Annotated in this window: 23 protein-coding genes; 9 read left to right on the top strand and 14 right to left on the bottom strand. The window is 49.7% G+C overall.

Going from position 1 to position 24,199, the window contains the following annotated elements; translation table 11 throughout:
- Nucleotides 1–94: 94 nt before the first annotated feature.
- Nucleotides 95–349 carry a DUF6761 family protein gene (locus tag AC2215_RS08850; protein WP_486809612.1) on the bottom strand — a complete coding sequence of 85 codons (255 nt, stop codon included), beginning with the start codon at nt 347–349 and terminating at the stop codon, nt 95–97.
- 268 nt (nt 350–617) lie between these two features.
- Here AC2215_RS08850 and AC2215_RS08845 point away from each other — a divergent pair, with 268 nt between their 5' ends.
- Entirely contained in the window at nt 618–1,373 is a 756-nt protein-coding gene (locus tag AC2215_RS08845; protein ID WP_486809611.1) for a response regulator transcription factor, read from the top strand.
- A gap of 15 nt (nt 1,374–1,388) precedes the next feature.
- Here the strand turns inward: AC2215_RS08845 and AC2215_RS08840 are convergent, their stop codons facing one another.
- The gene (locus AC2215_RS08840) at nt 1,389–2,171 is read right to left on the bottom strand and encodes an ABC transporter ATP-binding protein (protein ID WP_486809610.1); all 783 of its coding nucleotides are present in this window, start codon (nt 2,169–2,171) and stop codon (nt 1,389–1,391) included.
- A 407-nt stretch (nt 2,172–2,578) separates the two neighbouring features.
- Between AC2215_RS08840 and AC2215_RS08835 the strand changes: the two genes are divergently transcribed.
- Entirely contained in the window at nt 2,579–3,127 is a 549-nt protein-coding gene (locus AC2215_RS08835) for a cofactor assembly of complex C subunit B (protein WP_486809609.1), read from the top strand.
- 146 nt (nt 3,128–3,273) lie between these two features.
- Here the strand turns inward: AC2215_RS08835 and AC2215_RS08830 are convergent, their stop codons facing one another.
- Nucleotides 3,274–3,594, bottom strand: a complete 321-nt coding sequence (locus AC2215_RS08830; protein ID WP_264321839.1) for a DUF3155 domain-containing protein — start codon at nt 3,592–3,594, stop codon at nt 3,274–3,276.
- A 239-nt stretch (nt 3,595–3,833) separates the two neighbouring features.
- Between AC2215_RS08830 and AC2215_RS08825 the strand changes: the two genes are divergently transcribed.
- Nucleotides 3,834–5,144 carry a GAF domain-containing sensor histidine kinase gene (locus AC2215_RS08825; RefSeq protein ID WP_486809608.1) on the top strand — a complete coding sequence of 437 codons (1,311 nt, stop codon included), beginning with the start codon at nt 3,834–3,836 and terminating at the stop codon, nt 5,142–5,144.
- Between the two features lie 114 nt (nt 5,145–5,258).
- On the opposite strand, the gene AC2215_RS08820 is transcribed toward AC2215_RS08825, so the two are convergent.
- The 6 genes from AC2215_RS08820 to AC2215_RS08795 all read right to left on the bottom strand — a co-directional run bounded on the left by AC2215_RS08820 (nt 5,259) and on the right by AC2215_RS08795 (nt 11,780).
- Entirely contained in the window at nt 5,259–5,462 is a 204-nt protein-coding gene (locus tag AC2215_RS08820; RefSeq protein WP_486809607.1) for a cyanobactin biosynthesis system PatB/AcyB/McaB family protein, read from the bottom strand.
- 399 nt (nt 5,463–5,861) lie between these two features.
- A complete protein-coding gene (locus AC2215_RS08815; protein WP_486809606.1) occupies nt 5,862–6,014 on the bottom strand; it encodes a hypothetical protein in 153 nt (50 codons plus the stop codon).
- Between the two features lie 324 nt (nt 6,015–6,338).
- A complete protein-coding gene (locus AC2215_RS08810) occupies nt 6,339–8,045 on the bottom strand; it encodes a PatA/PatG family cyanobactin maturation protease (protein WP_486809605.1) in 1,707 nt (568 codons plus the stop codon).
- 141 nt (nt 8,046–8,186) lie between these two features.
- A complete protein-coding gene (locus AC2215_RS08805; RefSeq protein WP_486809604.1) occupies nt 8,187–8,471 on the bottom strand; it encodes a hypothetical protein in 285 nt (94 codons plus the stop codon).
- Nucleotides 8,438–10,243 carry a PatA/PatG family cyanobactin maturation protease gene (locus AC2215_RS08800; protein ID WP_486809603.1) on the bottom strand — a complete coding sequence of 602 codons (1,806 nt, stop codon included), beginning with the start codon at nt 10,241–10,243 and terminating at the stop codon, nt 8,438–8,440. The genes AC2215_RS08805 and AC2215_RS08800 overlap by 34 nt, the downstream gene beginning before the upstream one ends.
- A 79-nt stretch (nt 10,244–10,322) precedes the next feature.
- Nucleotides 10,323–11,780, bottom strand: a complete 1,458-nt coding sequence (locus tag AC2215_RS08795) for a LamG-like jellyroll fold domain-containing protein (protein ID WP_486809602.1) — start codon at nt 11,778–11,780, stop codon at nt 10,323–10,325.
- Between the two features lie 666 nt (nt 11,781–12,446).
- Here AC2215_RS08795 and fni point away from each other — a divergent pair.
- Nucleotides 12,447–13,499: a type 2 isopentenyl-diphosphate Delta-isomerase gene (gene fni, locus AC2215_RS08790; protein WP_486809621.1), complete on the top strand. Its 1,053-nt coding sequence runs from the start codon at nt 12,447–12,449 to the stop codon at nt 13,497–13,499.
- A 53-nt stretch (nt 13,500–13,552) separates the two neighbouring features.
- On the opposite strand, the gene AC2215_RS08785 is transcribed toward fni, so the two are convergent.
- On the bottom strand, nt 13,553–13,843 hold the full coding sequence (locus tag AC2215_RS08785) for a hypothetical protein (RefSeq protein ID WP_486809601.1): 291 nt from the start codon (nt 13,841–13,843) through the stop codon (nt 13,553–13,555).
- A 111-nt stretch (nt 13,844–13,954) separates the two neighbouring features.
- On the opposite strand from AC2215_RS08785, the gene sppA reads away from it, so the two are divergent.
- The 4 genes from sppA (at nt 13,955) to AC2215_RS08765 (ending at nt 17,908) form a co-directional block, all read left to right on the top strand.
- Nucleotides 13,955–15,751 carry a signal peptide peptidase SppA gene (gene sppA / locus AC2215_RS08780; protein WP_486809600.1) on the top strand — a complete coding sequence of 599 codons (1,797 nt, stop codon included), beginning with the start codon at nt 13,955–13,957 and terminating at the stop codon, nt 15,749–15,751.
- A 236-nt stretch (nt 15,752–15,987) separates the two neighbouring features.
- The gene (locus AC2215_RS08775; RefSeq protein ID WP_486809599.1) at nt 15,988–16,230 is read left to right on the top strand and encodes a NifU family protein; all 243 of its coding nucleotides are present in this window, start codon (nt 15,988–15,990) and stop codon (nt 16,228–16,230) included.
- 251 nt (nt 16,231–16,481) lie between these two features.
- Nucleotides 16,482–17,423 (top strand): peptidoglycan DD-metalloendopeptidase family protein, encoded by a 942-nt coding sequence (locus AC2215_RS08770; RefSeq protein WP_486809598.1) that lies wholly within the window; start codon nt 16,482–16,484, stop codon nt 17,421–17,423.
- A 275-nt stretch (nt 17,424–17,698) separates the two neighbouring features.
- Complete coding sequence (locus tag AC2215_RS08765) at nt 17,699–17,908, top strand: hypothetical protein (protein ID WP_486809597.1); 210 nt, start codon at nt 17,699–17,701, stop codon at nt 17,906–17,908.
- Between the two features lie 415 nt (nt 17,909–18,323).
- On the opposite strand, the gene AC2215_RS08760 is transcribed toward AC2215_RS08765, so the two are convergent.
- On the bottom strand, nt 18,324–19,109 hold the full coding sequence (locus AC2215_RS08760) for a DUF1350 family protein (protein ID WP_486809596.1): 786 nt from the start codon (nt 19,107–19,109) through the stop codon (nt 18,324–18,326).
- Entirely contained in the window at nt 19,106–19,363 is a 258-nt protein-coding gene (locus AC2215_RS08755; RefSeq protein ID WP_486809595.1) for a hypothetical protein, read from the bottom strand. Before AC2215_RS08755 ends, AC2215_RS08760 begins: the two co-directional genes overlap by 4 nt.
- 585 nt (nt 19,364–19,948) lie before the next feature.
- Here AC2215_RS08755 and AC2215_RS08750 point away from each other — a divergent pair.
- Nucleotides 19,949–20,560, top strand: coding sequence for a DUF3318 domain-containing protein (locus AC2215_RS08750; protein WP_486809594.1), 612 nt, complete (start codon nt 19,949–19,951; stop codon nt 20,558–20,560).
- Between the two features lie 269 nt (nt 20,561–20,829).
- Here the strand turns inward: AC2215_RS08750 and AC2215_RS08745 are convergent, their stop codons facing one another.
- The gene (locus tag AC2215_RS08745; RefSeq protein WP_486809593.1) at nt 20,830–23,094 is read right to left on the bottom strand and encodes a cartilage acidic protein; all 2,265 of its coding nucleotides are present in this window, start codon (nt 23,092–23,094) and stop codon (nt 20,830–20,832) included.
- 152 nt (nt 23,095–23,246) lie between these two features.
- On the bottom strand, nt 23,247–24,199 hold a 953-nt coding region (locus tag AC2215_RS08740), incomplete at its 5' end, for a CRTAC homolog protein (RefSeq protein WP_486809592.1).

The raw sequence follows: 24,199 nt of genomic DNA, 5'->3' as shown, positions 1-24,199 counted from the left end.
AAGAAAATTCACTCACTTAAGATGAAGGCGCGATTACCACAGAGGGTGCGATCGCGCCTGTCATTACATTCTAGGTAGATTTAGAAAAGTCAATTTAGTAGTAGCCGTAGTCGGACTCAGGTTGCGGCAGGGGCATTTCAAAGTTGGACGGGTCATAAAGGAAGCGAGCCGCATCTTCCTCAAGGCGATGGATTAAGTGAAACTCAAGGGCGTTGGCCTGCCGTAAAGCTGCCAAGTAGCCATCTAAGTACATTCTGAGGTCATCAGTGCGATAACCGCGATTCCAAAAATTGACGAAGGTATCCGTTAACTTTTGGTAATGGCGGATGGTATCGGTGTCTTGGAGCACAATCGGACAATGGAACTCAACAAAGTGCCAGTGGATTTATGTAAAATTGCGCACTTTTATATATTGTAGCGGTAACTTTCGAGTCATAGAGTGTCCCATGACGCAAAATCCAGATCGAAATACCTAAAGACGCTAGATCGACCAGACTCCTCAAACACATTCAATTCACCGAATCCCAAGTCTTTTGAGGGGGTATCAGGCTTTACAAACAAAACTGGGTCGCCTCTGTTAACCTTATAGCCACGGACGCAAAGGAAGGTAAAGTCTTGTGGGATCGGTACACATTCAAATCGTTGAGGGTAATCCTCAACTGAGATCGCTTCTCGGCTGGCACTTACAGCAGGCGAACTATGGCGTTGTCCAATCACCGGATATTCGTCATGCCCGAGAAACATTTTACAACCGTCAGCCGACTCTCGTTGTATTGGATTCCGATCTGCCCGATGGCGATGGACTAGAATTTTGCCGTTGGCTGGGGCAACAGCAGCAATCTTTAGTGCTGATGCTCTCCGCAAGAAGTTCCGAAGCCGAAATTGTCGCCGGACTCAAATCCGGTGCGGATGACTATATTACCAAACCCTTCGGAATGCAGGAGTTTCTGGCGAGGGTGGAAGCACTGCTGCGACGATCGCGATCGATGACACCTCCGGCTTCCTTAGAGTACGGTCCGGTCAAAATTGACTTAGTGCAGCGTCGGGTGCGGGTGAAAGAAGAACTCATCGATCTCACCCCCCAAGAATTTAGCTTGCTCTACGTTCTCGCCCAAGCGGGAGGGTCTCCTCTGAGTCGATCGGAATTGTTGAAGCGAGCGTGGCCCGATGCCATCGACAATCCCCGCACCATCGATACCCACGTCCTCTCCCTGCGCAAAAAAATCGAAACCGATCCCCGGCAGCCGAGTTTGATTCAAACCGTTCGCAATGTGGGATACCGATTTCACCTAGACCGAGTCACTTCCCCTCAACTACTGGCATCTCAAGAATCTAAACCAACGGTTCCCCAACATCAACTCACGCGAATTTAAGGGCGATTGGCTCCTTTACTCCCATTCCCGAGCAGCTTCGCGTTCTGCGAGTTCTAAAGCCCCTTGCAAGGCGGACCAGCTCGCATCGGAGGTTGAGAGATTTTGTTGTACTTTTCCATCTTGGAGGTACAGGACGCGGGAGCTAAAATCTCGGGCAATATCGAGTTGGTGGTTGGTCATGACGATCGCCATCGCTCCCGATGCGGTGAGTTCATGCAAAGTTTCGAGTAGGCGATCGCTGCGTCCGCGATCGAGTGCCGAAGTCGGTTCGTCGAGCAATAGGATTTGGGGTTGCGTTACGAAGGCCCGAGTCAGTGCCACCACTTGTCGTTGCCCCACGGAAAGCTGGGTTTCGGTGCGGTTCATCCATTCGCTCGGAAGATGCAATCGCTCGCACCACCGATCGACTCGCTGTTGAATATCCGGCAACTTCATGTCCCGCAATTTGAGGGGATAAGCGAGGGTTTGAGCGACCGTCATCCCCAACAGTTTTGATTCTTGAGGGACGAGAACCACCGACTGGCGCAAGTCTAAGGGGGAGATTTGCCGAATATCTCGCCCTTCAAATTCGATTGCCCCTCGGGTGGGTTCGATCAGTCGGTTCATCAGCCGCAGGAGTAAGGTTTTACCCGCCCCGGAAGGTCCAACTATAGCAAGGCGATCGCCCTCAAAAATCTCAATGGAGATGTCTTCGAGTAGAGAACTCGAATTGATGGGTAACCTGAAACTGACGCCTTCCAGCCTCAGCTTCGGGGATGTTTGGCGATGGGAGGTATCAGTCGTTAGCGCTTGGGTCATAAATCGACCTCTGGTAGAAAAGGGTTAAAGGTTAACGTCAGTTTGGGATAAAAAGTTTCGGGTGAGGGTGTTGAGAATTTTAGATTTTAGATTTTAGATTTTTAGCGTTAGCTAACCTGAGTGCTGGGATAAGCTAAAATTCACATTCTGTCGTTGTCAATTTCAGGATGGAGAAAACGAGTTGGCGTCGTTTCCACTGAAATATCGAGGGTTCAACATCCTTAACCCGTACTGATGTTAAATCCATTCGAGAGAGATCGGGGCATTCAAATTCCGCGAGCATCAGCTGTTTTAGGGAAGCATCAGGCCGCCGAGAAACCAATGCCAGACAGATCGCGTCCATCTCAATACAGAAATGCCATCACCTATAAGATGTAAAATTATGTCAAGATTTTGAAGTAACCCACATGAACAACCCCGTTCTCTCCTCTATTTTGATTCCCACAATTTTGTTAGGAATCGGCTTATTTTTCTTTATCCGGGCTTCGGCCAAAGATCGAACCGAGCAGGTGATTCTCCAAAGTCCGCAACCGGAAACTTCCCTCGCGGCCGAGTTAAAAGAGTACTTTACCCAGAGGGCTTACCGACTCGCAAAAGTCGAACCGGAAACCGAACGGGCGATTTTTGAAGGTAACGTCCGCCCAAGTTGGTTTATGGCCATTTTCTTGACGCTGTTGGCTGGGGTGGGTTTATTATGTGCGATTCCCATCGTTTCTATCCTTGCCCCCCAGTTGGCTGCGGCTTCTGTGGGATTCGTCTTGCTCTCTCCCCTGGCTGGACTGTTTTATTGGCGAAAAGCCGATCGTTTGGAACGAGTTGCCCTCAAAATCGAGTCCTGCGATTTGGGAAATGCTGCATCTCAATCTGTACCTAAATCTCGAGTCACCGTTCAAGCCCATCGGGACGAACTCGCCAACCTCAAACAAGCCCTTTCGTTACGACCGATTGAGGATTAATTGAAAAATAAACCGGCGGCGATCGGGTTTTGGAGGGAATGCTAAAACGAAGTCGCCCCACGGTTACGAGCAACATCATAATGAGCTAGATAACGTGGGGCGACTCGAGCAAACCCAAGATCTGGAGCCAAGCAACGAGCGAACGTTTAGTGGCTCCCAACAGCGATGGGAGGTGCGTCTGAAACTTCTTCGATCGCGATCCTCAAACTAGGGAATAGAAAATGATTCTCTTCTACGTATTGCGCTCCAAATAAACCTTTTTCCGCCCAGAAGTAGCGATCGGTCGTATGTTCGTTACGCTTGACCAGCAGTAATGCTGGGGGAGCAATGCCTTCAGATTTGATATACTTTCGAGCAGCGGTGACTGGTTTATCTTCACCACTTTCGATACTATATTGAGGCACTAGCTCGAGAATTCTACGTCCTTCTTGACGACGACGACTTTTCCGTTTGCGTCTCCTTGCCAAAGTAACCTACCTCCTCTTTGATTTTATTGCCGACAGGTTGTAGTTATCGTTACAAAACACGCGGCAAATATACCAGATTGACACAAAAAGTTCAACATCTCTTAATCGATTGCCCGACGGCTTTACATTCGCTCAAACGCATACTCCACAGTAATCATAAGTCTTTTTAACCTGTTCGAGCGACGAAATTTTTCTTCACAAAACTTCACAATGTTAACAAAAATCTACATTGTAACTTCATGTTCACTCCTACCAGCTCGGAATTTATTGCGCTATGTCGCGAACAAGTCTGTTTCCTAACCCGAGGACTGGGTGCGGCATCGAGTGTGGTCTATCTTTCCGATCGACCCTTCGATCGAGATGGGGGAAAGCTGGTGCCCGTTGCCATCGAACCGGAAACGGATACTCCTTGGGCTGATGGGGGCGAAGCGCTCGAACTCCCGCCACAAAAGCACCACACTAAAGGCGCACCATTATTGCTGCCGGTCTCCCTCGATCGCCGCTTAAGTCCGGCAGACTTCGAGCATCAAGTTTGGCTTGGGGGGTATCAAATCGTGCGACCGCTGACCCATGAAGAGGCGATTTTGGGGGTTTTGGTGACTCGCCGCCAAGATCGCCCGTGGATCGATCGCGAACGAGAGCAAATTGAAAGTGTGGCGCGGACTCTGACTCTGGCGTGCGTTCTCGATCGACGGGCACAATGGTGGGAAGAAAACTACCAACAGCAACAACAACGACACGATCGCCAGCGAGATCTCTTCGACAATTTGCTGCACCAACTGCGCAATCCCCTAAGTGCGTTGAAAATTTTTGGCAAGCTTCTGCTCAAGCGCCTCAAACCCGGAGATGCCAGCCAGAATTTCGTTCAAAATATGCTCCAAGAGAGCGAACACATTCAGGAATTGCTGCAACAGTTCGAGCAGGTCTTAGATGAATCTCCCGCAGAACGGTTGCTACCGGGTGAAGTCCGCGAGATTGCCACCGTTGCCACCCTCGCCGAAGAACCCATATCTTTACCGGCAGCGGGCGATCGCGTTGAGTCGGTTTCCCTCAGTGGAATTTTGGAACCGGCGATCGCCTCGGCACGGGCAATCGCGAGCGATCGACAATTACAATTGAGCGATCGCATTCCCACGAATCTACCCCAGGTAAAAGTCAATCCCCTTGCTTTGCGAGAAGTCATCGATAATTTAATCGATAATGCTTTGAAATATACCCCATCTGGGGGCTGTATCTGTATCGAAGCTGGAATAGAAGACACCGCAGCCCCTCCCCAATACCTTCTGCTGGCTATCAGCGATACGGGGTTGGGAATTCCCCCGGAAGACTTAGAACACCTGTTCGAGCGCCGATATCGAGGGGTACAGGCTCAAGGGGATATTCCCGGAACGGGTTTGGGTTTGGCGATCGTCCGCGATTCTCTGACGCAGATGGGGGGTCGCATCGAGGTTTTCAGCCCTCCTCGGCATCCCTGGCTCAATCCTAACTTTCCGGTTTCTCCCCCTCGAGGGACGACGTTTGTGGTGAGTTTGCCTGTTGCTAAGAAATAGCTTTTGGCTTGGATTTTAGGAAAGTTTTCAAAGTACCCAGATTTTTCGCGCCATCGTTTTGATACTCTTAGAGCGCCTTCAAAGTTCGAGGTCAGTTTTCAGCGATCGTCTTCTCTAAAAACATCCAGACTTACAGACCGATGCAAGCGGGGCAGTTCTGTAGGCAAATGCTGCCGGGTCGTTATAGTTCGCACCGTGAAGTAAGTCCATGCGAATGGCGACCAAGTCTTCAGGCCGGCCGTGGACAACATCAACAACTCGGTGAGGGTAGATGATATCCGGTCGTTTGACGGGGGCTGCTTGTTTGGGAAGTCTCATTGTATTTTTCTCCTTAATTTGAGAGGAAAGATAAATGCTTATTTTTCAGTTTCAGAAACGATTCGCTAACCAGATATATCTGCTTTTTCCCAGGTGGGTAATCTCAATTTACTCGTCGGGTCCAGACCATTTGACTTTTTAGTTGCTCGCAAGCTGAGTAATGATGAGGTTATGTTCGATTTCGATCTCCGTTCTTAGATCGAAACCTTATTTTCGATCGTTTATAAATTATGGAGATATCAAATTGTGTTCATCTGATATCTCCATAAACTTAGATATTGTCTTGACGGTATCCAGAGTAGAGATTATTTTCTGGAGATACGTAAATACTTAAACAGAACTTGCGTGCAGACACCAAATGGGTTGGGAACCAATTTCATGTCCCCCGAAAAATGGTGGTTACGAAGCCCGACAGTGAACGTAAGAGGCCTCAACTCCCCCTCCATATTGTGCAGCTTCGACTCCAGAATTGGAGTTAGTTGATGGAGTTCCCGTTTTCAAGCGGGTGATGGGAGATTTGAGTTGGGGTTGTAAGACTTTCTTTTTCATCATGAGTTTTTCCTTGCTTATCGTTAGCTATTAGCCACTATAGCGTCGAGCAATCAAGATTGATAAATCAAGTTTAAGTTTTACCTTGAATACTCTTTTTTTGAGTGACCATCATTATAGTAAATAATAATCTAGTTATTTTTTGTTGTCAATTTAAAATAGTTTTTTATCTCCAGTCGGAATTTAGATAACGGCTAAAGTATGAAATTTCAGTTATTTTTTATCGAAAAATTTAAAAGAATATAATCTAAAATCACAGAAAAATTATACGCTTAAAAATCTGAATTTTTCGGAAATAGCGAATTACTAATGGCTGATGACCGATCGCTAAGAAGAGGTATACCAAGACTTTACCTCTCCGATGGTCACAGGCATAATATCGCGCACGTCGATGGTGAACCGAAATAGCTTTTTGGCACGGTGGTTATTTTCGGGATCGAAAAACTTGAGTTTCACATCCCAGCAGTCACTATCGTAACGACAGAAACGGCTTTTTTGCACTTCGATACCATCGAGTTCCATCCCGACAGCTACGGCTTCGGCAAAGGTTGATGCCGCTTGGAAAGCATTTGTGGCAGCAAAGTTGAGGGCCCGATCGCGATTGGTTTGCCCCAAGTTTTGCAAATCGTAGTAAATCCGATCGAGGAAGCTGCGCAGGGACTGACGCAAGGTTTCGAGATCGAGAGTTGTCTCCCCTCGTGCGGTTGCCATCGCCGCGCGGGTTAGGGAATCGACGTTCCAGCCGTACATCCCCCGCGTATTCTGCGGTTCGATGACTCGCACCACTTGCCCGGAAAATAGGGTAACCGTTCGATCGCTCAGTCGTCCGGGAATGCTGACCCGTTCGATATAATCCTCGCTGTCTTCGGCCTCCACCTGACCGTCGAGCATCAGTTGCAAGGTTTCGTAGATCTCCTCAGCAAAAGCGCCGGTGGGTTCGATGGCGTAGATGGGGTTGAGTTCCTGATTCAGCGTCCAAATCAAGGACTTGGCTTCCGAAGGATTTTCCGCCAAGTAGTCCGCCATCTGGCGAGCATCGTAGGGATTTGCCGGGACGCGGGTTCCGTCGATGTCCACCCCCGGCATCAGTTGCTTGAAGGAGTCTCTGCGCGCCTCGGTGCCGAAATCATAGCCCAGGGTTCCCAAAGCGTAAACCAAGCGACTGATATGACTAGCTGTGGGAAGTGTCTGGCTTTGGCTGGCGGTGATGGGGGTTGAGGAAGCCAGCGTTGCGGAGGTTGCCGAACTCGACGGTATCATTGTTGCACCCGCAGCAGGTTTGCGAGCTTTGAGTTGCGCGCTGAAATTCAGAAAATTTAGAATGGAGTCCTCTGCGATCTCATCAGCAAGCCAGTTCGTTTTGACCCGATCTCTGAGATCGTTAACCTGAATATCTTCAAAACCCAAGACCTGAAGCGCTTCGATTACTTCACAAATCTGATGGGGATAGTAGCCGTGGATTTGTTGTAACTGTTCGAGTGTTTGCTGTTCTTGGGTCGATAAAACCTTTTGGGTAAAGAAATCCTTAATATAAAGACGACCCCCTGGGCGCAGTACGCGATGTGCTTCTGAGAAAGCCTGCAACACATTATCGGAGTAGTCGATCGTTTCTAGGAATAGCGCCACATCAAAGATATTTTCGGGGAAAGGCAAATCGTGAAAGTCTGCCACCCGAACTTGAATTCGATCGCTCAAGTTCGCCTGTTCCACTAACTGCTTTGCCAGCTCGACTTGTACGGGTGACAAGTTAATCGCCTCAATTTTTACCCCCGGAATGTTACGAGCGATATCGATACTCGGACCGCAAATTCCACAGCCGGCATCGAGGATACACTCTCCCGGTTTAATCCCCGCTTGGCGAGCAAGGTAAAGGTTGTGAGAAACTGTCGAATCATCTTCCGAATCTGTGACGAGCAACGCACTCTGTTGAGTGGTTAAATCTGACAGACTGTACCTATCTCGAGCTTGTTTATCTTGCAATCGATCGTAGTAGGTTCTGATTCTTTGTCGATGTGGGTTCGTGTCTCGAGCCATTGTTGGAGTGGAGGAGAGAAGTTCGATTGAAGTGGTTCGATTGAGGTAGATTGTTCGCGATCGCCGTTTGTTTAATTTTTTTCAGTGATGATGGCAGTTGCCATCGCGTCACGGATGATAGACGGACGCAATGGCATCCTCTTAACTGACGTACTTACCCCTAAAATTCCCCAACGTTATTTGGAGGACGCAGTTTTGCTCGATCGTGTAAATCCCGATCTTGCTTTTTAGACTTGGATCGGAGTTTAGCAAAATGCGATCGGAAATCTCAGAGATTTTGCCAGTAAGACTCACCGAAAGGGAAGAGTCCGCGATCGGATCGCTGGGAAAGTCAATCTGGGTGGTAGGTAAATTCAAAGTATCGGGGCGATCCCCCACCATACTGAGACGCTTCAACTGAGCTGGAGCTTGATGGTGCAGCTGCATTTCCCTTGGTTGTACGAGTGACGGGAGCGATAATTTGAGGTTGCAGTTTTTTCTTTTTCATGATTTATTTTTCCATTAGACATCTCCTTCACCGAACGACCGGTTAAAAGAGCGGGAATACTGACCCGTTCCACGTAGTCCTGGCTATCTTCTGCTTGAATCTGTCCCGATAGCAACTCTTGCAATACGGCGTAAACATCCCGTCCGAAAGGCCCTTTGGGTTCGATGGCGTAAACGGGGGTCAACTCCAGATTCAGCGTCCAAATCAACGACTTCGCTTCGGAGAGGTTTTCCCCTAAATAGTCCACCATTTGGCGGGGATCGTAGGGATTTGCCGGGACGCTGGTGCTGTCAACGTCTACCGCCGGCATCAGTTGCTTGAACGAATCCCGCCGCGCTTCGGTTCCGAAGTCGTAACCAAGGGTTCCCAAGGCGTAGACTAAGGTGTGCCCGGTTAGTTCGCTGGGGGCTTGGCTGGCTTGAACGGCGTGGGAGGAAGAAATGGACATGGCGTTATCGGACATCTTGGGTGTTGCAAAAGAAGGAGTATTAGGTGCGATGGTGGGGGTTGCCGTGGCAACGGTTTGAGCTGTGGGAACGATCGAAGTCGGCATGACAGAAGTTTGCATGACAGAAGTCGGCGTTTCCGCCACTCGAACGGGTTCTGCTGCTACGACTTCAGCCGCTGATTCCACCCCAGAAACCGGGGTGGCGGTCACCACCTCTTCAGTCGCTGCCGCAGGCTGTAGGGTCGTCTCCCCATCCCCAGCAGCAATCTCATTGCCGCCACAACCGCATCCAGAGGCTTCTACCGCTTCGGGTGCAGCATCCGAGTCTGCCGCCGATGATGATAATCCAAATCCCTTGGCGGATGCTTTCGTTAGTTTAGGCATTGTTTCTCCTGTCAAGTATTCAATGGCGCCGGGAATATTCAGCTTCCCCACTAAACAGCGACGACGATCGTCGGTATCGGCGGCATCGCAGGGTAAAGCGGTTGCCAGCAGGGCTTCCTTTACCTGATGGGGGTTGGGTGTTTCCCCCCACTGGCGTTGTAGACTCAGCAGCAACGCCACCACCCCAGACACCACGGGAGTCGCGAAGCTAGTGCCGCTCATTCGCATCGTCCCTCCTCCCGGCTTTGCCCCCAGGATGTTTTCCCCTAGCGCGAGGATGCCTTGGGTTTGGTAGGTTTCCCCCCAATTGCTGTAGTCGATGGGTTGACCGCTATCGTCCATTGCCCCCACCGCCAACACTGCCGGGAGTGCCGCCGGGACGTGCAGGCACTGGCAACCGTCATTCCCCGCTGCCGCGATAATGAGGATGTTGTTTTCCTCGCACTTGGCGACGGCACTCTCCAACCAGCCATCCGCCTCCCCGAAGTCCGTGAGTTGCCCGCCGCTGATGTTAATCAGGTTGGCCCCGGCCGTGATGGCTTGTTCGATCGCCCGTGCCAAGTCAAATTGGGACAATCGGAGTCGTTTGTCGGAAAAGATGGGAAGCACCAATCCCCGACATTGGGGCGCAATCCCCCCCACGGGAGAACTGGGTTGACCGAAAATAATGCTGGTGACGTGGGTGCCGTGTTTGGACATAACACCGTCGGGGGAGGCTTCCCCTTGTAGTAATGTCGGCACTCTTGTCAAATCCGCACCTTGGAAACAGGGGTGTGCTGAGTCAACGAACCCATCGAGAACTGCAACGCAAATTTGAGGATCGCCTTGGGTGTGAGAGTGCAGAGGAGAAAGTCCAGAGATATCAGCGAGATCGGTCATAGTTATGACTTAAGAAGCTGCAAGGGTTGCTTTGTGGGGGCAGTCTCCATCGAGGTTGGGGAATCGGAAAAAACTTCCTTCAAGACCAAATCCGACCGCGACGAAAGGGTTTCTTGTCCGTTTGCTTGGGAAGGTTTTGTGCCCAACGATACCAGTAACCGTAATCGGCCATTCCAGTTGCTTGAGATTGTTGAGCTGAGAAAGTGGCAACAGTCAGTTTTTCTTGGATGGGAACCTCTGCGGTTTCCCAAGTGGCTCCATGGAGCGTGCCATTATTGCTATTGTGAGTTCGATCGCTAACGGTTTCTCCCGAACCTTCATCGAGCGGCCAATAGCCAACTAATCCAGATTCGTTGCCGTTTAAACGGCGGTGCATATTTTGTTCGATTTCAGCCGGAGTCCGAACGCATTTCCAAACCCGAAGCTCTCCTAAGTTTCCTTCAAAAGGAAATCTAGATTCTTTGCCTGAAGCGATATAAAAGATTCCGGTTCCTTTAAAGGGAGAAGCCGGTCGCTGACAGATTTCGTGACCGTCGAGGTAGAGAATTTGTTTTTGATTTTGGAAATCATAAACCCCACACCAATGATGCCAATCTGTATCTGTATAGTTTGTAGGACTATTCAGGTCGTTACCATGGAAAGCAAGGGTAAATACATTTGTATTTCGGAATCCAAAATGTAATCCTTTATTAGTTGTATAGTCACCTTGGAAAAAAATTATATGCCATTGGTTGGGTTTCTTTCGTTGTGCCCAACACTCAAGGGTAAAGCTTGCATCTACCAGATTGATTCCATTACCACAATCAATATAATCATCAACACCATCAAAGGTTAAAACCGAACCCTGAGATTTTGGAGTTGATAAAGTTGCAGTCGTCGGTTTTTCTTGGACGGGAACCTCGGCCTGTTCCCAAACCGTTCCATGAATAGTACCGTGATTACCGTTACCGGTCTTGTCTTTGAGAGTCGTCCCTTCGCCCTCATTCAGCGGCCAGTAGAGTGCTAAATTTGGCTCGCTGCCTGTCAGGCGATCGTGCATATTATCTTGAATTTCTTGCGGGGTACGAACACAATTCCAAATCCGCACCTCAGCCATTTGCCCTCGAAAGGCTTGGTTGACATCAAAACGGCCGCCAACGCTATCTTGCTCTTGTCCTAAAACGAGAGCACCACCCTGGGGAATAGTTTGACCCGCAGATAACGTGTGAGAAAATTCTTGTTGACCATCTTTGTAGAGTTGCACTTGCCCCGTACTACTTTCCCAGGTCACCGCACAGTGATGCCATTGACCATCATTCAGCGCTATCCCGCTCTTGATTAATGCATCTGCGACATAGATTAGTAACGAGCGATAGTCGAAGAGAATAAAGGCATTACTCTTGCTCTTGGTTGAATAGCCGATTGGGGTTCCTGTATTCGTAGCATCCGTTTTGAGCCAAAGCTCAACCGTCAAAGTGCGTTCTGGAAAATTAAATGGGTTGACGATCGCATAGTCTGGGGGCGTGCTAGTATTGCGAAAGGTTAAGACAGACTGCATATTTGACATCAAAAATCTTCCAAGTTCTTTGCGGGCTTAAAACAAACTTAAAACCCATATAAATAACTGACGAGGTCTGATGAAGTTCCTCGCCTAAGATAAAGCTTGACTTAGATGCTGGCATTCCTAGTGCAGCACGGCAGAAATCAATACCTAGCGATCGAACGCTGAAAGCTCTGTACAGTAAGCATTTTTGATTTTTAATGACCCGTAGTGGCACTAGGAGACGCTTCGCGAATGCATGAGTATATCTCACAGTTCAATTGTCAATTCGCCCTTTCCTAACGTGTTTTCGAGAGGTAAAAGGTTCTTAATATTTACTCTATCGATGGTCTCTAATCTTTAATTCTGTCAAACAACACTGGATACTCGTGAGTATCTTCTTACCCTGAAATAATTTGATGACAAACCAATTTGTTGGTTTAGCTTGGTTCTGGAATCATAGCACCATCACGAATCGCATATCTTTCCAAATTTGGAAAGCAATAGACAATTCAAATATGCTATAATAAAAGACTTACTAAAAAATAAAAGTTTATTTTGTCGTTTAGGTTAATGCGATCGGCAAGTCAACTTAACGATTCCCTAATGTAAGATTGAGAGCGAACGATTCTGGTGTCTCTCCCTTCTTGCTTGTTACAACTTCCGCGCTTCAAAATTCTCCCCATGAGCGATCGCATCTCCCCCAACATTGCCGGTGTTACCCAAAACCGCAAAGCCGAACACCTAACCATCTGCCTCGAAGATGATGTCGAATTTAAGCAGCAAACCACCGGATTGGAACGGTATCGCTTCACCCACTGCTGCCTGCCAGAACTCGATCGCGATCGTATCGATGTCAGTACCCAGTTTTTGGGGAAAACCCTCGGCGCACCGCTACTGATTTCCTCAATGACGGGGGGAACGGAATTCGCTCAAACCATCAACTATCGCTTAGCTGCGGCAGCGCAACAGTATAAAATTGCCATGGGGGTGGGGTCTCAGCGAGTGGCGGTGGAGAATCCCGATGTTGCTGCCACCTTTGCCGTACGATCGCTCGCCCCAGATGCGCTAATTTTTGCCAATTTGGGGGCAGTACAGCTCAACTACGGCTACGGCATCGAACAATGTCAGCGATCGATCGACTTGCTAGAAGCAGACGCCCTGATTCTACACCTGAATCCCTTACAAGAATGCGTACAAACCAACGGCGATACTAATTTTGCGGGGTTATTTGACAAAATAGGCATTTTATGCAATAAGCTGCCTGTCCCGGTGATTGCCAAAGAAGTGGGGAATGGGATTTCCGCTGAGATGGCGCAACGGCTGATAGAGGTGGGAGTCCAAGCGATCGATGTAGCGGGTGCCGGGGGAACCTCCTGGGCGAAAGTAGAAAGCCAACGGGCGAAGGATGCCAAACAGCGACGGTTAGGGATGACCTTTGGCGATTGGGGATTGCCCACGGCTGAATGTATTACCAGCATCCGCGCGATCGATTCGACGATTCCTCTGATTGCTTCGGGGGGATTGCGCCACGGACTCGATGCGGCAAAAGCGATCGCCCTAGGAGCCAATTTAGCCGGTTTCGCCTCACCCTTCCTCAAAGCGGCCGCCGAATCGGACGAAGCGGTGGGGGAACTGGTGGAAATCCTGATGGCGGAACTGGTGACGGTTTTGTTTTGCACTGGCAATGCCACCCTGTCGGATTTGCAACACTCGAAATCATTGCAGCGGCTGTAGAGGGCAATGGACATTCGACAATTGACAATTGACAACGAATAATCGGCAAGTTGTTAGGGACTTGCAAAGAAATAAAGTACCCACGTCATCAAAGATACACCGGTAGGGGGAATGCGACCGTTGACCCCTACGATGGGTACACTATTTTCCCGCACATCCCTTATTCTCCCCATCTCCCCCTCTCCCCATCCCCCACACTGCGCGATCGCAGTACCATGAAACAAGGGATGCGATCGCGCAGCTTCGAGTTCGAGAAAATCCGTACCGATTTCGTGAAAGCGATCGTCAAAAGTGACGACCCACTCGCGATCGGCCACGATCAACCACTCGCCGCAGTCAGCCATGAGTCTTTGTCGGTATCGGTCTACGCCAATTGAGCCACATCTCGATCGAACTCAATATCGTCGCCTCAATCGCCCGTCCTTTTCCCATTCGCCCTTTTTTCACAAGCAACCATGCGCGATTTTTTCAAATACACTTTTGCGACCCTAACCGGACTGATTTTATTTTGCGGCCTGGGAATTGGGGGGCTGATTTTTTTGGCGGTTTCTGCGGCATCTACCGATAACGGTCCCAAAGTCAAACAAGATTCGATGTTGGTATTGGATCTCGAAACGTCGATTCGGGATACGCAACCGGCTTCGACGACGGGTGAGGCGATCGAGCGATCGCTCTCGGGAGAACAAACCAATACTCTACCTCTGCGGACGGTGTTGCAAACCCTCGAAGAAGCCGCCACCGACGATCGCATCACCGGACTTTACCTCAAAGGTAGCTCGAGTCCCGGTCTGAGCGGCTATGCCACCCTCGGGGAAGTTCGCGCGGCCCTGAAGACCTTTCGCGAGAGCGGCAAACCGATTATTGCTTACGATCGGGATTGGTCGGAACGGGAATACTACCTCGGATCGATCGCCAACACGATCGCCATCGACCCCCTCGGCGTTGTGGAAATGAACGGCTTGAGTGCGGAAACGCTGTTTATGGCGGGGGCTTTGGAAAAATACGGCATCGGCGTGCAAGTGGTGCGCGTCGGTTCCTTCAAAGCAGCCGTCGAACCCTTCACTCGCAAAGATAACAGTCCCGAAAATCGGCAGCAAACCCAGAAACTCCTCAGCGACCTTTGGAACGAATATCTCAACACCGTCAGCGAGTATCGGGAGTTGGATGCTGCCGCCATGGGATCGATCGCCCAAACTCAAGGTCTGCTCGTCTCCGAAGACGCTCAAACCCAAGGATTGGTCGATCGGATTGCCTACGATGATGAAATCGTCTCGGAGTTGAAAGCCCTCACAGAATCCGACGAAGACGATACTACCTTCCGGCAGATTAGCGTGGGAACCTACGCCGATATTACCGGTATTTCCAACGGCGATCGCAATGCTAGCGAGGGTCACGTTGCCGTCGTCTACGCCACTGGGGCGATCGTGGACGGAGAAGGATTACCCAGCGAGATTGGGGGCGATCGATTTGCGGAAATTTTGCGAGAACTGCGCTTAGATGAAGATGTGGCGGCGATCGTTCTGCGCATCAATAGTCCCGGTGGCAGTGCCTCGGCATCGGAAACCATCAAGCGAGAAGTGGAACTCATCGCCCAAGAAAAGCCGATCGTCATTTCTATGGGGAACGTTGCCGCATCCGGCGGTTACTGGATTGCCATGAAAGGCAGCCAAATTTTTGCCGAACCCACAACCATTACCGGTTCGATCGGCGTATTCGGGCTGTTATTTAACGTTAAAGAGATTGCCAACAACAACGGACTGACCTGGGATGCGGTTAAAACTGCCCCCTTTGCCGATACGCAAACCGTCTCGCGTCCGAAAACCGACGCAGAACTGGCCGTTATTCAAAAAATCGTCGATCGCATCTACTGGCGTTTCATCCGTGAAGTCGCCACCGGCCGCGAGTTAACCCAACAGCGAGTCAATGAAATTGCCCAGGGACGAGTTTGGTCGGGTTTGGCGGCCAAAGACATCGGGTTGGTGGATGAGATTGGCGGACTCGAAGCCGCGATTGCAGCCGCCGCCACGCAAGCGGAGTTAGGGGACGACCCCAAAGTGCGAGAATACCCCCGAATTCCATCTTTTGAAGAACAACTCATCGAAAACCTGATCGGGGAAGCGTCAACTTCAACCCCCTCCGATCCCCTGACGGCGCAATGGAAACAACTGCAAAAGGAGTTTGCCAGTCTGCGAGAAATGAACGATCCGTTGGGAGTTTACACTCGTTTGCCCTATAACTTTGAGATTGAGTGATATGCAGAAGATGGGGTGATGGGGTGAGGGGGTGATGGGGTGAGGGGGTAATGTTCCCATGAAGGCTACGTACAACTTTGTGCTGAGTGAGTTGGGATCTAAATTCCCCGCGTACCCGCGTCCTCCCTCTCCCGAGACCTGCGAGAGCAAGCGAAGCCTTCCCCACACGGGTCGCTTCAGAAAACGATACAATCTAATCTAAAAGCACTATTTACGCATCGCACCGTGAGGTTAATATGGCAGAAGCACTCGCATTAACACCCGATAACGTTGAAACCGTTTTAGACGAACTGCGCCCCTACTTAATGGCCGATGGCGGCAACGTCGAACTCGTAGAGATTGACGGTCCGATCGTGAAATTGCGGCTACAAGGGGCTTGTGGCTCTTGCCCCAGTTCGACGATGACGCTGAAGATGGGAATCGAGCGCAAGCTGCGTCAGGAAATTCCCGAAATTGCCGAAGTCGAGCAAGTCCTGTAATCGGGGACTTTGGGAGAAAGGGGAGCGGAGAAAGTAAAGGAAGCTTTGGAGGAGTAAACGAACAACTCTAATGGGTGAGTGGTTGTCATTTTCTCTATCTTCCCCCTCCCCGCGTCCCCATGTCCCCGCGTCCCCATGTCCCCATCTCCCGTATCGTCCTGAATTCCTTCAAATTGGGTGTAAAAATACGATCGTATCCCTCGAACTGTCCTCAATTGCCAAGGACGCTCGATACGAATCCTCCCAATGCTATGAATTTACGTCCGGGGCAACTCGTCCTCTTCCTGCTGTTTTGGCTCAACGGTACGCTGGTCTTCTCTGGGGCGAATCTTATCGGTTCTGCCGCTGGTTACGCCCAAAGCGATTCCCAACCCAATTCCCAAAATAATTCTCTGTGTCCGACCCCTGCGCTGTCTCGCCTCACCCGACACACGATTACACCAGGGGAAACCCTATCGAGTATTGCTGCCCAATACAATCTCATCGAAGCCACCCTCATCGGCATGAACCCGATTCTACGTCGCGGTAGCGCCCCCGTCGGTACGGAAATTGCGATCCCCCCCTACAATGGCATTCCCGTGCAAGTCCCAGCTGGTGCAACTTGGCAAGACTTAGCCGAAACCTACACCGTCCGCGCCGATGCGTTGTTTGAGGTCAATGGTTGCCAGCCCCCGGGAGATGTTGTTTTCGTCCCTGGGGTGAATTGGTCTCCAAGCGAGGCAACCGGCGCGCAAAATCCCCCGAATAACAAGCCCGAAACCGGTCCCAACAACCGTCAAGTGTTTGCATATCCCTTGCCTGCCGAGGCGGTCGTTGTTATCGATTACGGCTGGGTTTTAACCCCTCGCAGTCCGGATGTCGTTTTCCACAGCGGACTGGATTTGCTCGCCCCCGCAGGAACGTCGGTGGTGGCAGTGGAAGGGGGAACCGTGGCGTTTGCCGGAGAACAGGGGATTTATGGGAATCTCGTTGTTATTAACCACCAACAGGGCAAACAAACCCGCTATGCTCATCTAGACAATATCCAAGTCCAAGCCGGTCAGCAAGTCTCAGTGGGAACGAGTCTCGGCACCGTAGGCACAACGGGAGTTCCCGATACTGACGAACCCCATTTGCACTTTGAAGTTCGTTACAATGCCGATTTAGGTTGGGTTGCCGAAGATCCGACACTGTACCTGCAACCACCGCAATAAGCTCTCACGCATTTAAATTGTATCTGTGGCTGGAGGGGGAGATGGGGAGATGGGGGGAGGATGTTATCGCCCTCGAACAAGTCGATTGTATACCAACTTAACCGCACATTAGCTTAACTCTGATATCGCAACCATGAAAGCGAGTTAGGGGAACTAGCGATCGAATATCGTTAAGCTTCGTTGCAAAGTGAAAAATTGGCATTCGGACTATGGTAACTTTTGTAACCGTTAGGCTTCACAAAACTAACCGTAAAAACCACCCGAAATATAAACGTATGAACTCTCAACATTCTGCTGGTCCGTTGCGTGAAGATATCAGCGAATACGTGGCTCACCTTCAGCTTCATATGGCTCTGCAAGCTCGGAATTTGGTGCCGACTCTCACTCAAGTTTCTAATAGTCGCGAGCAGTTGTTGCAAAAAACTCAGGCTGATTTTGAAAAACAGGTTTCCCGGCAACCGATCGATCCGAATATCTATTCTTGAAAGATAGATTGCGATCGAAGCATTGCGATCGAACTCTTTTTTAAAGATGCGTTACGACGAATGTTCCAATATTCTCGATCGTTAATATTGCATTCGTCTTAACACATCTGAATCGCCGTCTAGCATGACTAAAATCTCTACAGAACAAATAAGCTAAAACCTACATCAAATCAAAGGTTTAAGCTTATTTTTTAAAACCTTCCCATCGTTCCCTTCTCGAACAACTATCCAGTCTGTTCGGTTCTCAAACTTATTACTTATTAACGCGGTGTGCAATCTTTTTGCGCTCGCAATATAGTGAGCGAGTCGAAAAATCCCCCTTTTCCCCTTCCCCCTTCCCCTTTAACCCCGAGCGAGAGGATTTTGGAGAATTAAGTCGCACATGGCGTTATTACTCACATGGCGTTATTACTTATTACTTAATTCCCCCCATCGGATCGAGCCAACGGGTGATTTCTCCTCCCAATTGATTCAAATCTCGATACATTTCCTGCTTCATCCACTGACCGACGGCATCTAAGGGTGAAAACGAGCTTCCCGATCGCCAGTTCACGTCTTGTCCCATGGGAGTGGTATGGGTGCCATTGAGAGTTTGCAAGGTCACCATATTAGGGAATCGCCGTTGCAACACATCGTACAACCCTGAGGTTTGGTCGAGGTCGTCGCGGGTAAATTTAATCAACAAATTGCGCCGAATCTGATACTCTTTGGCCACAATTCGATCGGTTTCATCCGGTGTGGGAGTAAATTCGACATCCATCATCGATCCCATCATCGGCGCGATTTGTTCCATTAGAGGAATCGATCGACGGGCGGGAAAATTATTAAATGAAATCAAAATATTGCCCGATCGCTCAACAGAAAATAAACTGCCGATGAGTAAGTGCAGTTTGCATCCCATACTGTGGCCCAAACCATAGATGGGTAAATACCGCCGACGCAGGGTACGAGTTGCCCGCAGGCGATCGAGGGTTTGCTCGAAGCGACTGAGAGCGGACTGGGCAATTTCTCCATGATCGAAGGTATTGATAAACGGTGTGGCAACGATCGCGTAACCCTGCCGTGCCACATTTTCTAGCACGAAGCGATAAGTCACTTGCGGGGCAGCCGCCACGAAAGCCCCTCCCAAAAAATGTACGATCCCTTTAGGACGCGGGGGAACGAACACCGAACTGCCGGCGATATCTTGCCAATCCGTCACGATTCTTCCTCCTCTGTGCGAGATTTCATTTGACGCGGGCGATCGCTACTCCACGCCCACCAACTCGTACCGCACTCGCAATGATAAAACTCCTGCCACTTTTTGCGATAGTCTTCGGTAAAGACGGGAGACTGGCGGTTAATCCAAACTTCTTTCGCCTCGCCACTGCTGGCTTTGCAGGTCGGACAGCAAAACTCATAAGCGTGAACTGATGAGTCCGTCCATTTGGGGGGAATTGGAGCAAAAGCTTCCATAGTTAGAAGTAACGTTGAAAATTAAGAATTAAGAATCGAAAACAAACTAGGTAGATTCTTACCTAAAGAAGTACGGGAGGCTTCCCGTGTTTGAACCGGGAGAGGTCAGCGACTGCGGTTTTAACCGCATTGAAAAATTTGACGAATTGCAAGATAATGTAGGCGCATCAAGAATTAAGCAGGGTATAGCCAAACGGTTGCTAGCCGCATGGAGCGCGGGATAAAAAAGAGGCGTGAACCTGACCTTGTATCCGGGCAGTGGAGGGGTAGCGAAAACCCGCGCCATACATAGCTAAAACGCATAGCAGCGTCAAACCTAAACCAAAAATCAATGCATACAGTACCGTAGGGCATACGGGAACTGGGAGAGCAATCTCTAAAACGCTTGAGGAGACAAGCCCCTCTGGTGCGAACACTTTTCATCGAGAGAAGGGTTAGTAGTAAGGGTTGTCGGTGAACCAAGAATCCCCCATATTTTAAGTGGGGGAGTGTCAAAGCCTTTCTGTTCTATCTTAACGGGAGGGGACATCGATATCGTCCCGTTCCTTTTCCCAATTGTCTTCATCCGTAGGTAGCACAGTTGATATGAACCCAGCCCAAGAGATTCGCCGTCTGTTCGACCTCATGCCCGCCTCAGGTCGGATGATGACCAAAATTGTCAGCGGACCCGCTCAAACAAAAGTCATCGACAGCCCGTTTCCCCGACCCTGGCATCGCGATCGATCGATCTCGATTAATTTCGATCGCTGGGGAGAACTGCCGCAGCCACAGCGGGATTTACTGCTGTTGCGAACGGTGAGTTGGCTGATTGGGATTAAATGGTTTCAGCCGGACTTATCGCGGGGCATTGTGGCGGCTGGGGTGTTGGGAACTTTCGTCGAACTCTTTCAGGGCGATGCGGTAGGTATTGTAGCGGCTGGGGGATTGACAGCACTCGCAGCGACCCAGATTTGGCGGCGAACCCGATCGAACGAGTCGGAACTCACCGCCGACGAAGCTGCGATCGATGTTGCGTGTCGTCGGGGTTACAACAAAACCGAAGCCGCCCGATATCTTCTCGGGGCGATCGAAGCGGTTGCCCGGATTGAAGGACGACCGACTTTGAGTTTTACAGAATTGATTCGATGCCAAAATCTGCGGGCGATTGCCGGGATGTCTCCGGTGGGGGTTCCGAACGGCGTGCGTCAAGATCGATAGGATTGGCGATCGTTCCCATTCGTTTTCCAGCCATCCTACCGGATCTGTCCTCTAGGGATGATATAGCCGTATTCAGTCGGGTTAGGACAATAGTGCGTTCGCGCAGCGCGTGCGTCAGCACGAACATCTTGCTCGCGTTTCCAACGATACGATTGTTGGAGGTGTCCTAACTACAGTGAATACTGCTATAAGGGGGCTGAGTGCCAAGCTGTTCTGGTTTCCCATCATTCAGCAATTCCTGAATCAGACGATTTGGTATTGGGAGAATGTCACCTAAAATCTTCAGCACCGATAACGCTAGCATTTGTGTCGAGCACAGTTGCCAATACCTCACCACTATTGACGATCGTAATTTGAGTATCATTGTTGACTTGTGCGATACTCAGCTGTTCAAATGTCAGCCTCGATCTGAGTTTAAATACGTCTTGACCATCTTGGAAGTCAGCAATGATGTCGAGACCTCGACCTTGTTGTAATACAAAGGTATCTGCACCATTGCCTCCACTGAGAACATCTCGACCGGGACCGCCAACCAACCAATCTTTTCCGTTATCGCCATAGAGGTAATCGTTCCCTCCTCTGCCCTGGAGAATATCTTTTCCTCCTCCTCCAGAGATGACCTCATTTTTGGGGCTACCGGTGATTCGATCCCTGGTGTCTCCGCCAATTTCGATGACTTGGAGTAGTCGATCGGCAGGAAGATTCTCAATTCTTTGGGTTCTGCCACTGGGCCAGTTGATGACAAGTTCTTCGACTTCTGTATGCTCAGCCAGTCCAAAATGGACGCGCTGGTGGCTTTGGGTGTTATTAACGATGCCACCAGCCTGTTCTCGCAGTTGCGTCACCCCGCCAGCGGTGAGGAACACTTGAGCGCCAATTCCATCTCGATTGGAAACGGTTCCTTGCAGATCGATTTGAAACCAATGATTATCATTTCCCTGATTCCGAAATAGTTGGTAGGGAGCAATGTCAACCAGAGGTGTATCTATACCTGCGCCATTGCCAACGAACAAATCAAGAAAACCGTCTAGGTCATAATCAGCCGCGATCGCAAAATCACCCTGTCCGATTTCAGTTCCGGCAGCTCCCCCAGCATCGGGCATCGCAATAAAGGTTCCATCTCCCTGATTTTCATAGAGAACATTGGGGGTGTTTAGCACGGAACGGGATGTCACGATGTAGATATCCTGATCCATATCGTTATCGAAATCCCCTACGATTGGATGGCCTTCTTGGATCGGAATACTATTGATTCCCGCTGCATTACCTTGATTGACGTATCCTTGAGGCGTGCTCATCCACAGTTGGTCGTTTACGTTTGGAGGAGGCGCTTGAAAACCCGTTGTTGTTAGCCCGGAAATCGTTGCGCTGCTCTGGATGGATACAGCCATCAGCTCTTGGGTGATGACGTTTTCTTCTGGGATAATTTCGTTCGTACTCGACAACAGGAACTGCCAACGTTGCAGACTCGGATCGTACCCAATGTAAATTCCTCGATCGACTCCTGGAGTATGAGGCAAGATCCCCTCGACTTCAGGATTGTCAGGTGACAAGGTAAATGTAAGGTCTGTGGGATTTAGACCCTCTGCCCCGATATAGATTTTGTCAGGAGGGATAGCAAATCTGATACCGCCATCGAATAGATTGAAAGTGACCTCTGCATCAGTATTAAATTGGAAACCCTTCTCATTCTCTAGTGCTACGAGTTGTGCAGTCAGCCGATTGGGAGCATTTTGATAAACATCGTTTCTGGGATCGAAGCTGTTTGAGATATAAAGATCGGGGCGCAGATCGCCATTAAAATCAGCGGTTGCGACCTCCTTGCGAGTTGCATTAGGTAAGACCTCTGAGGTAATATCCCTAAACGGAATTGAAGTCGTGTCATAAATGGTAAAAGGAGGGACCGTTCTAGCAACCAAATCTAAATTGCCATCTCCCGATAGATCCGATAGAAAGAAAAATAGGGCATCGTCTTGGTCAAAACCCACAGCCTCAGACACATCCACAAAAGTGCCATCAGCATTCTGCTGTAGGATTTTGGGTGGAGCTTCGATCTCATCGGGCCTGGCATTGGTACCCACAGCTATATCGAGCAAGCCATCATTGTTAAAATCAAACCAGAGCGGGCTACGTCCACGATCTGCAGGATAGTCAATTCCCCGGGAACTTGCTTGGTCTTCTAATATTCCCCCCTCATTAACATAAAGTCGGTGAGTCAAACCCGGAAACACACCAAGACCTCGGGCTGCACCGACAAGTTGGATCAGGTCTTGGTCTCCATCACCATCGAAGTCAGCCCACGCTGTTCCGTGGGCGTCTCCGCTAGGCGGTTCGGCAAAGATTTCGGCAGTGGCATTGGTAAACGTTCCATCCCCATTATTTAGATACAGGGCGCTGTCATCAAAATGACCATTCACCCAAAGGTCAGGATAGCTGTCACCATTAACATCACCCCAAGCAGATCCATAACTTAGACCCTGGCTCAAGATCCCTGATTCTGAAGCAGATATTTCCTCGAAAAGAACTGTACCCATAATTTGATTACTCCCAGTAACTTGACAAGATCTTCATAGATCGCTCTTCAAAGTACCCACCTTTCAAGGATTTGATGCAGATACAGTTTGATTAATTTATTAAATTGACACTCCCCCGCGTTTGAATGCGGGGGTTTTGGCTCACTCTCTTGTTAGATAAAATCTTCAAAACCGATAACGTTAGCATTTGTATCGAGTACAGTCGCTAATACCTCACCACTATTGACTATGGTAATTTGAGTATCATTGTTGACTTGTGCGATACTCAGCTGTTCCAATGTCAGCCTCGATTTGAGTTTAAATACGTCTTGACCATCTTGGAAGTCAGCAATGATGTCGAGACCTCGACCTTGTTGTAATACAAAAGTATCTGCACCATTGCCTCCACTGAGAACATCTCGACCGGGACCGCCAACCAACCAATCTTTTCCGTTATCGCCATAGAGGTAATCGTTCCCTCCTCTGCCTTGGAGAACGTCTTTTCCTCCTCCTCCAGAGATGACCTCATTTTTGGGGCTACCGATGATTCGATCCCTGGTGTCTCCGCCAATTTCGATGACTTGGAGTAGTCGATCGGCAGGAAGATTCTCAATCCGTTGGGTTCTGCCACTGGGCCAGTTGATGACAAGTTCCTCGACTTCTGTATGCTCAGCCAGGCCAAAATGGACGCGCTGGTGGCTTTGACTATCATGAATAATGCCGCCAGCCTGTTCTCGCAGTTGCGTCACCCCGCCAGCGGTGAGGAACACTTGAGCGCCAATTCCATCTCGATTGGAAACAGTTCCTTGCAGATCGAGCTCAAACCAATGATTATCGTTTCCTTGGTTGCGAAATAGTTGGTAAGGAGCAATGTCAACCAGCGGCGTATCTAGCCCCGCGCCATTGGCAACGAACAAATCCAGAAAACCGTCTAGATCGTAGTCAGCCGCGATCGCAAAATCACCCTGTCCGATTTCAGTTCCGGCAGCTCCCCCAGCATCGGGCACCGCAATAAAGGTTCCATCTCCCTGATTTTCATAGAGAACATTGGGGGTGTTTAGCACGGAACGGGATGTCACGATGTAGATATCCTGATCCATATCGTTATCGAAATCCCCTACGATTG

The sequence above is a fragment of the Zarconia sp. genome (genome assembly GCF_057467645.1).
Note: the sequence above shows the minus strand (reverse complement) of the source record. Positions and strands in the feature narration are given on the sequence as shown.

Bases quoted from the DNA above. Each gene is read 5' to 3' on its own strand.
- AC2215_RS08840 (WP_486809610.1), bottom strand. From the start codon at position 2,171: ATGACCCAAGCGCTAACGACTGATACCTCCCATCGCCAAACATCCCCG.
- AC2215_RS08835 (WP_486809609.1), top strand. From the start codon at position 2,579: ATGAACAACCCCGTTCTCTCCTCTATTTTGATTCCCACAATTTTGTTA.
- AC2215_RS08825 (WP_486809608.1), top strand. From the start codon at position 3,834: ATGTTCACTCCTACCAGCTCGGAATTTATTGCGCTATGTCGCGAACAA.
- AC2215_RS08820 (WP_486809607.1), bottom strand. From the start codon at position 5,462: ATGAGACTTCCCAAACAAGCAGCCCCCGTCAAACGACCGGATATCATC.
- AC2215_RS08815 (WP_486809606.1), bottom strand. From the start codon at position 6,014: ATGATGAAAAAGAAAGTCTTACAACCCCAACTCAAATCTCCCATCACC.
- AC2215_RS08810 (WP_486809605.1), bottom strand. From the start codon at position 8,045: ATGGCTCGAGACACGAACCCACATCGACAAAGAATCAGAACCTACTAC.
- AC2215_RS08805 (WP_486809604.1), bottom strand. From the start codon at position 8,471: ATGCAGCTGCACCATCAAGCTCCAGCTCAGTTGAAGCGTCTCAGTATG.
- AC2215_RS08800 (WP_486809603.1), bottom strand. From the start codon at position 10,243: ATGACCGATCTCGCTGATATCTCTGGACTTTCTCCTCTGCACTCTCAC.
- AC2215_RS08795 (WP_486809602.1), bottom strand. From the start codon at position 11,780: ATGCAGTCTGTCTTAACCTTTCGCAATACTAGCACGCCCCCAGACTAT.
- fni (WP_486809621.1), top strand. From the start codon at position 12,447: ATGAGCGATCGCATCTCCCCCAACATTGCCGGTGTTACCCAAAACCGC.
- AC2215_RS08785 (WP_486809601.1), bottom strand. From the start codon at position 13,843: ATGGCTGACTGCGGCGAGTGGTTGATCGTGGCCGATCGCGAGTGGGTC.
- sppA (WP_486809600.1), top strand. From the start codon at position 13,955: ATGCGCGATTTTTTCAAATACACTTTTGCGACCCTAACCGGACTGATT.
- AC2215_RS08775 (WP_486809599.1), top strand. From the start codon at position 15,988: ATGGCAGAAGCACTCGCATTAACACCCGATAACGTTGAAACCGTTTTA.
- AC2215_RS08770 (WP_486809598.1), top strand. From the start codon at position 16,482: ATGAATTTACGTCCGGGGCAACTCGTCCTCTTCCTGCTGTTTTGGCTC.
- AC2215_RS08765 (WP_486809597.1), top strand. From the start codon at position 17,699: ATGAACTCTCAACATTCTGCTGGTCCGTTGCGTGAAGATATCAGCGAA.
- AC2215_RS08755 (WP_486809595.1), bottom strand. From the start codon at position 19,363: ATGGAAGCTTTTGCTCCAATTCCCCCCAAATGGACGGACTCATCAGTT.
- AC2215_RS08750 (WP_486809594.1), top strand. From the start codon at position 19,949: ATGAACCCAGCCCAAGAGATTCGCCGTCTGTTCGACCTCATGCCCGCC.
- AC2215_RS08745 (WP_486809593.1), bottom strand. From the start codon at position 23,094: ATGGGTACAGTTCTTTTCGAGGAAATATCTGCTTCAGAATCAGGGATC.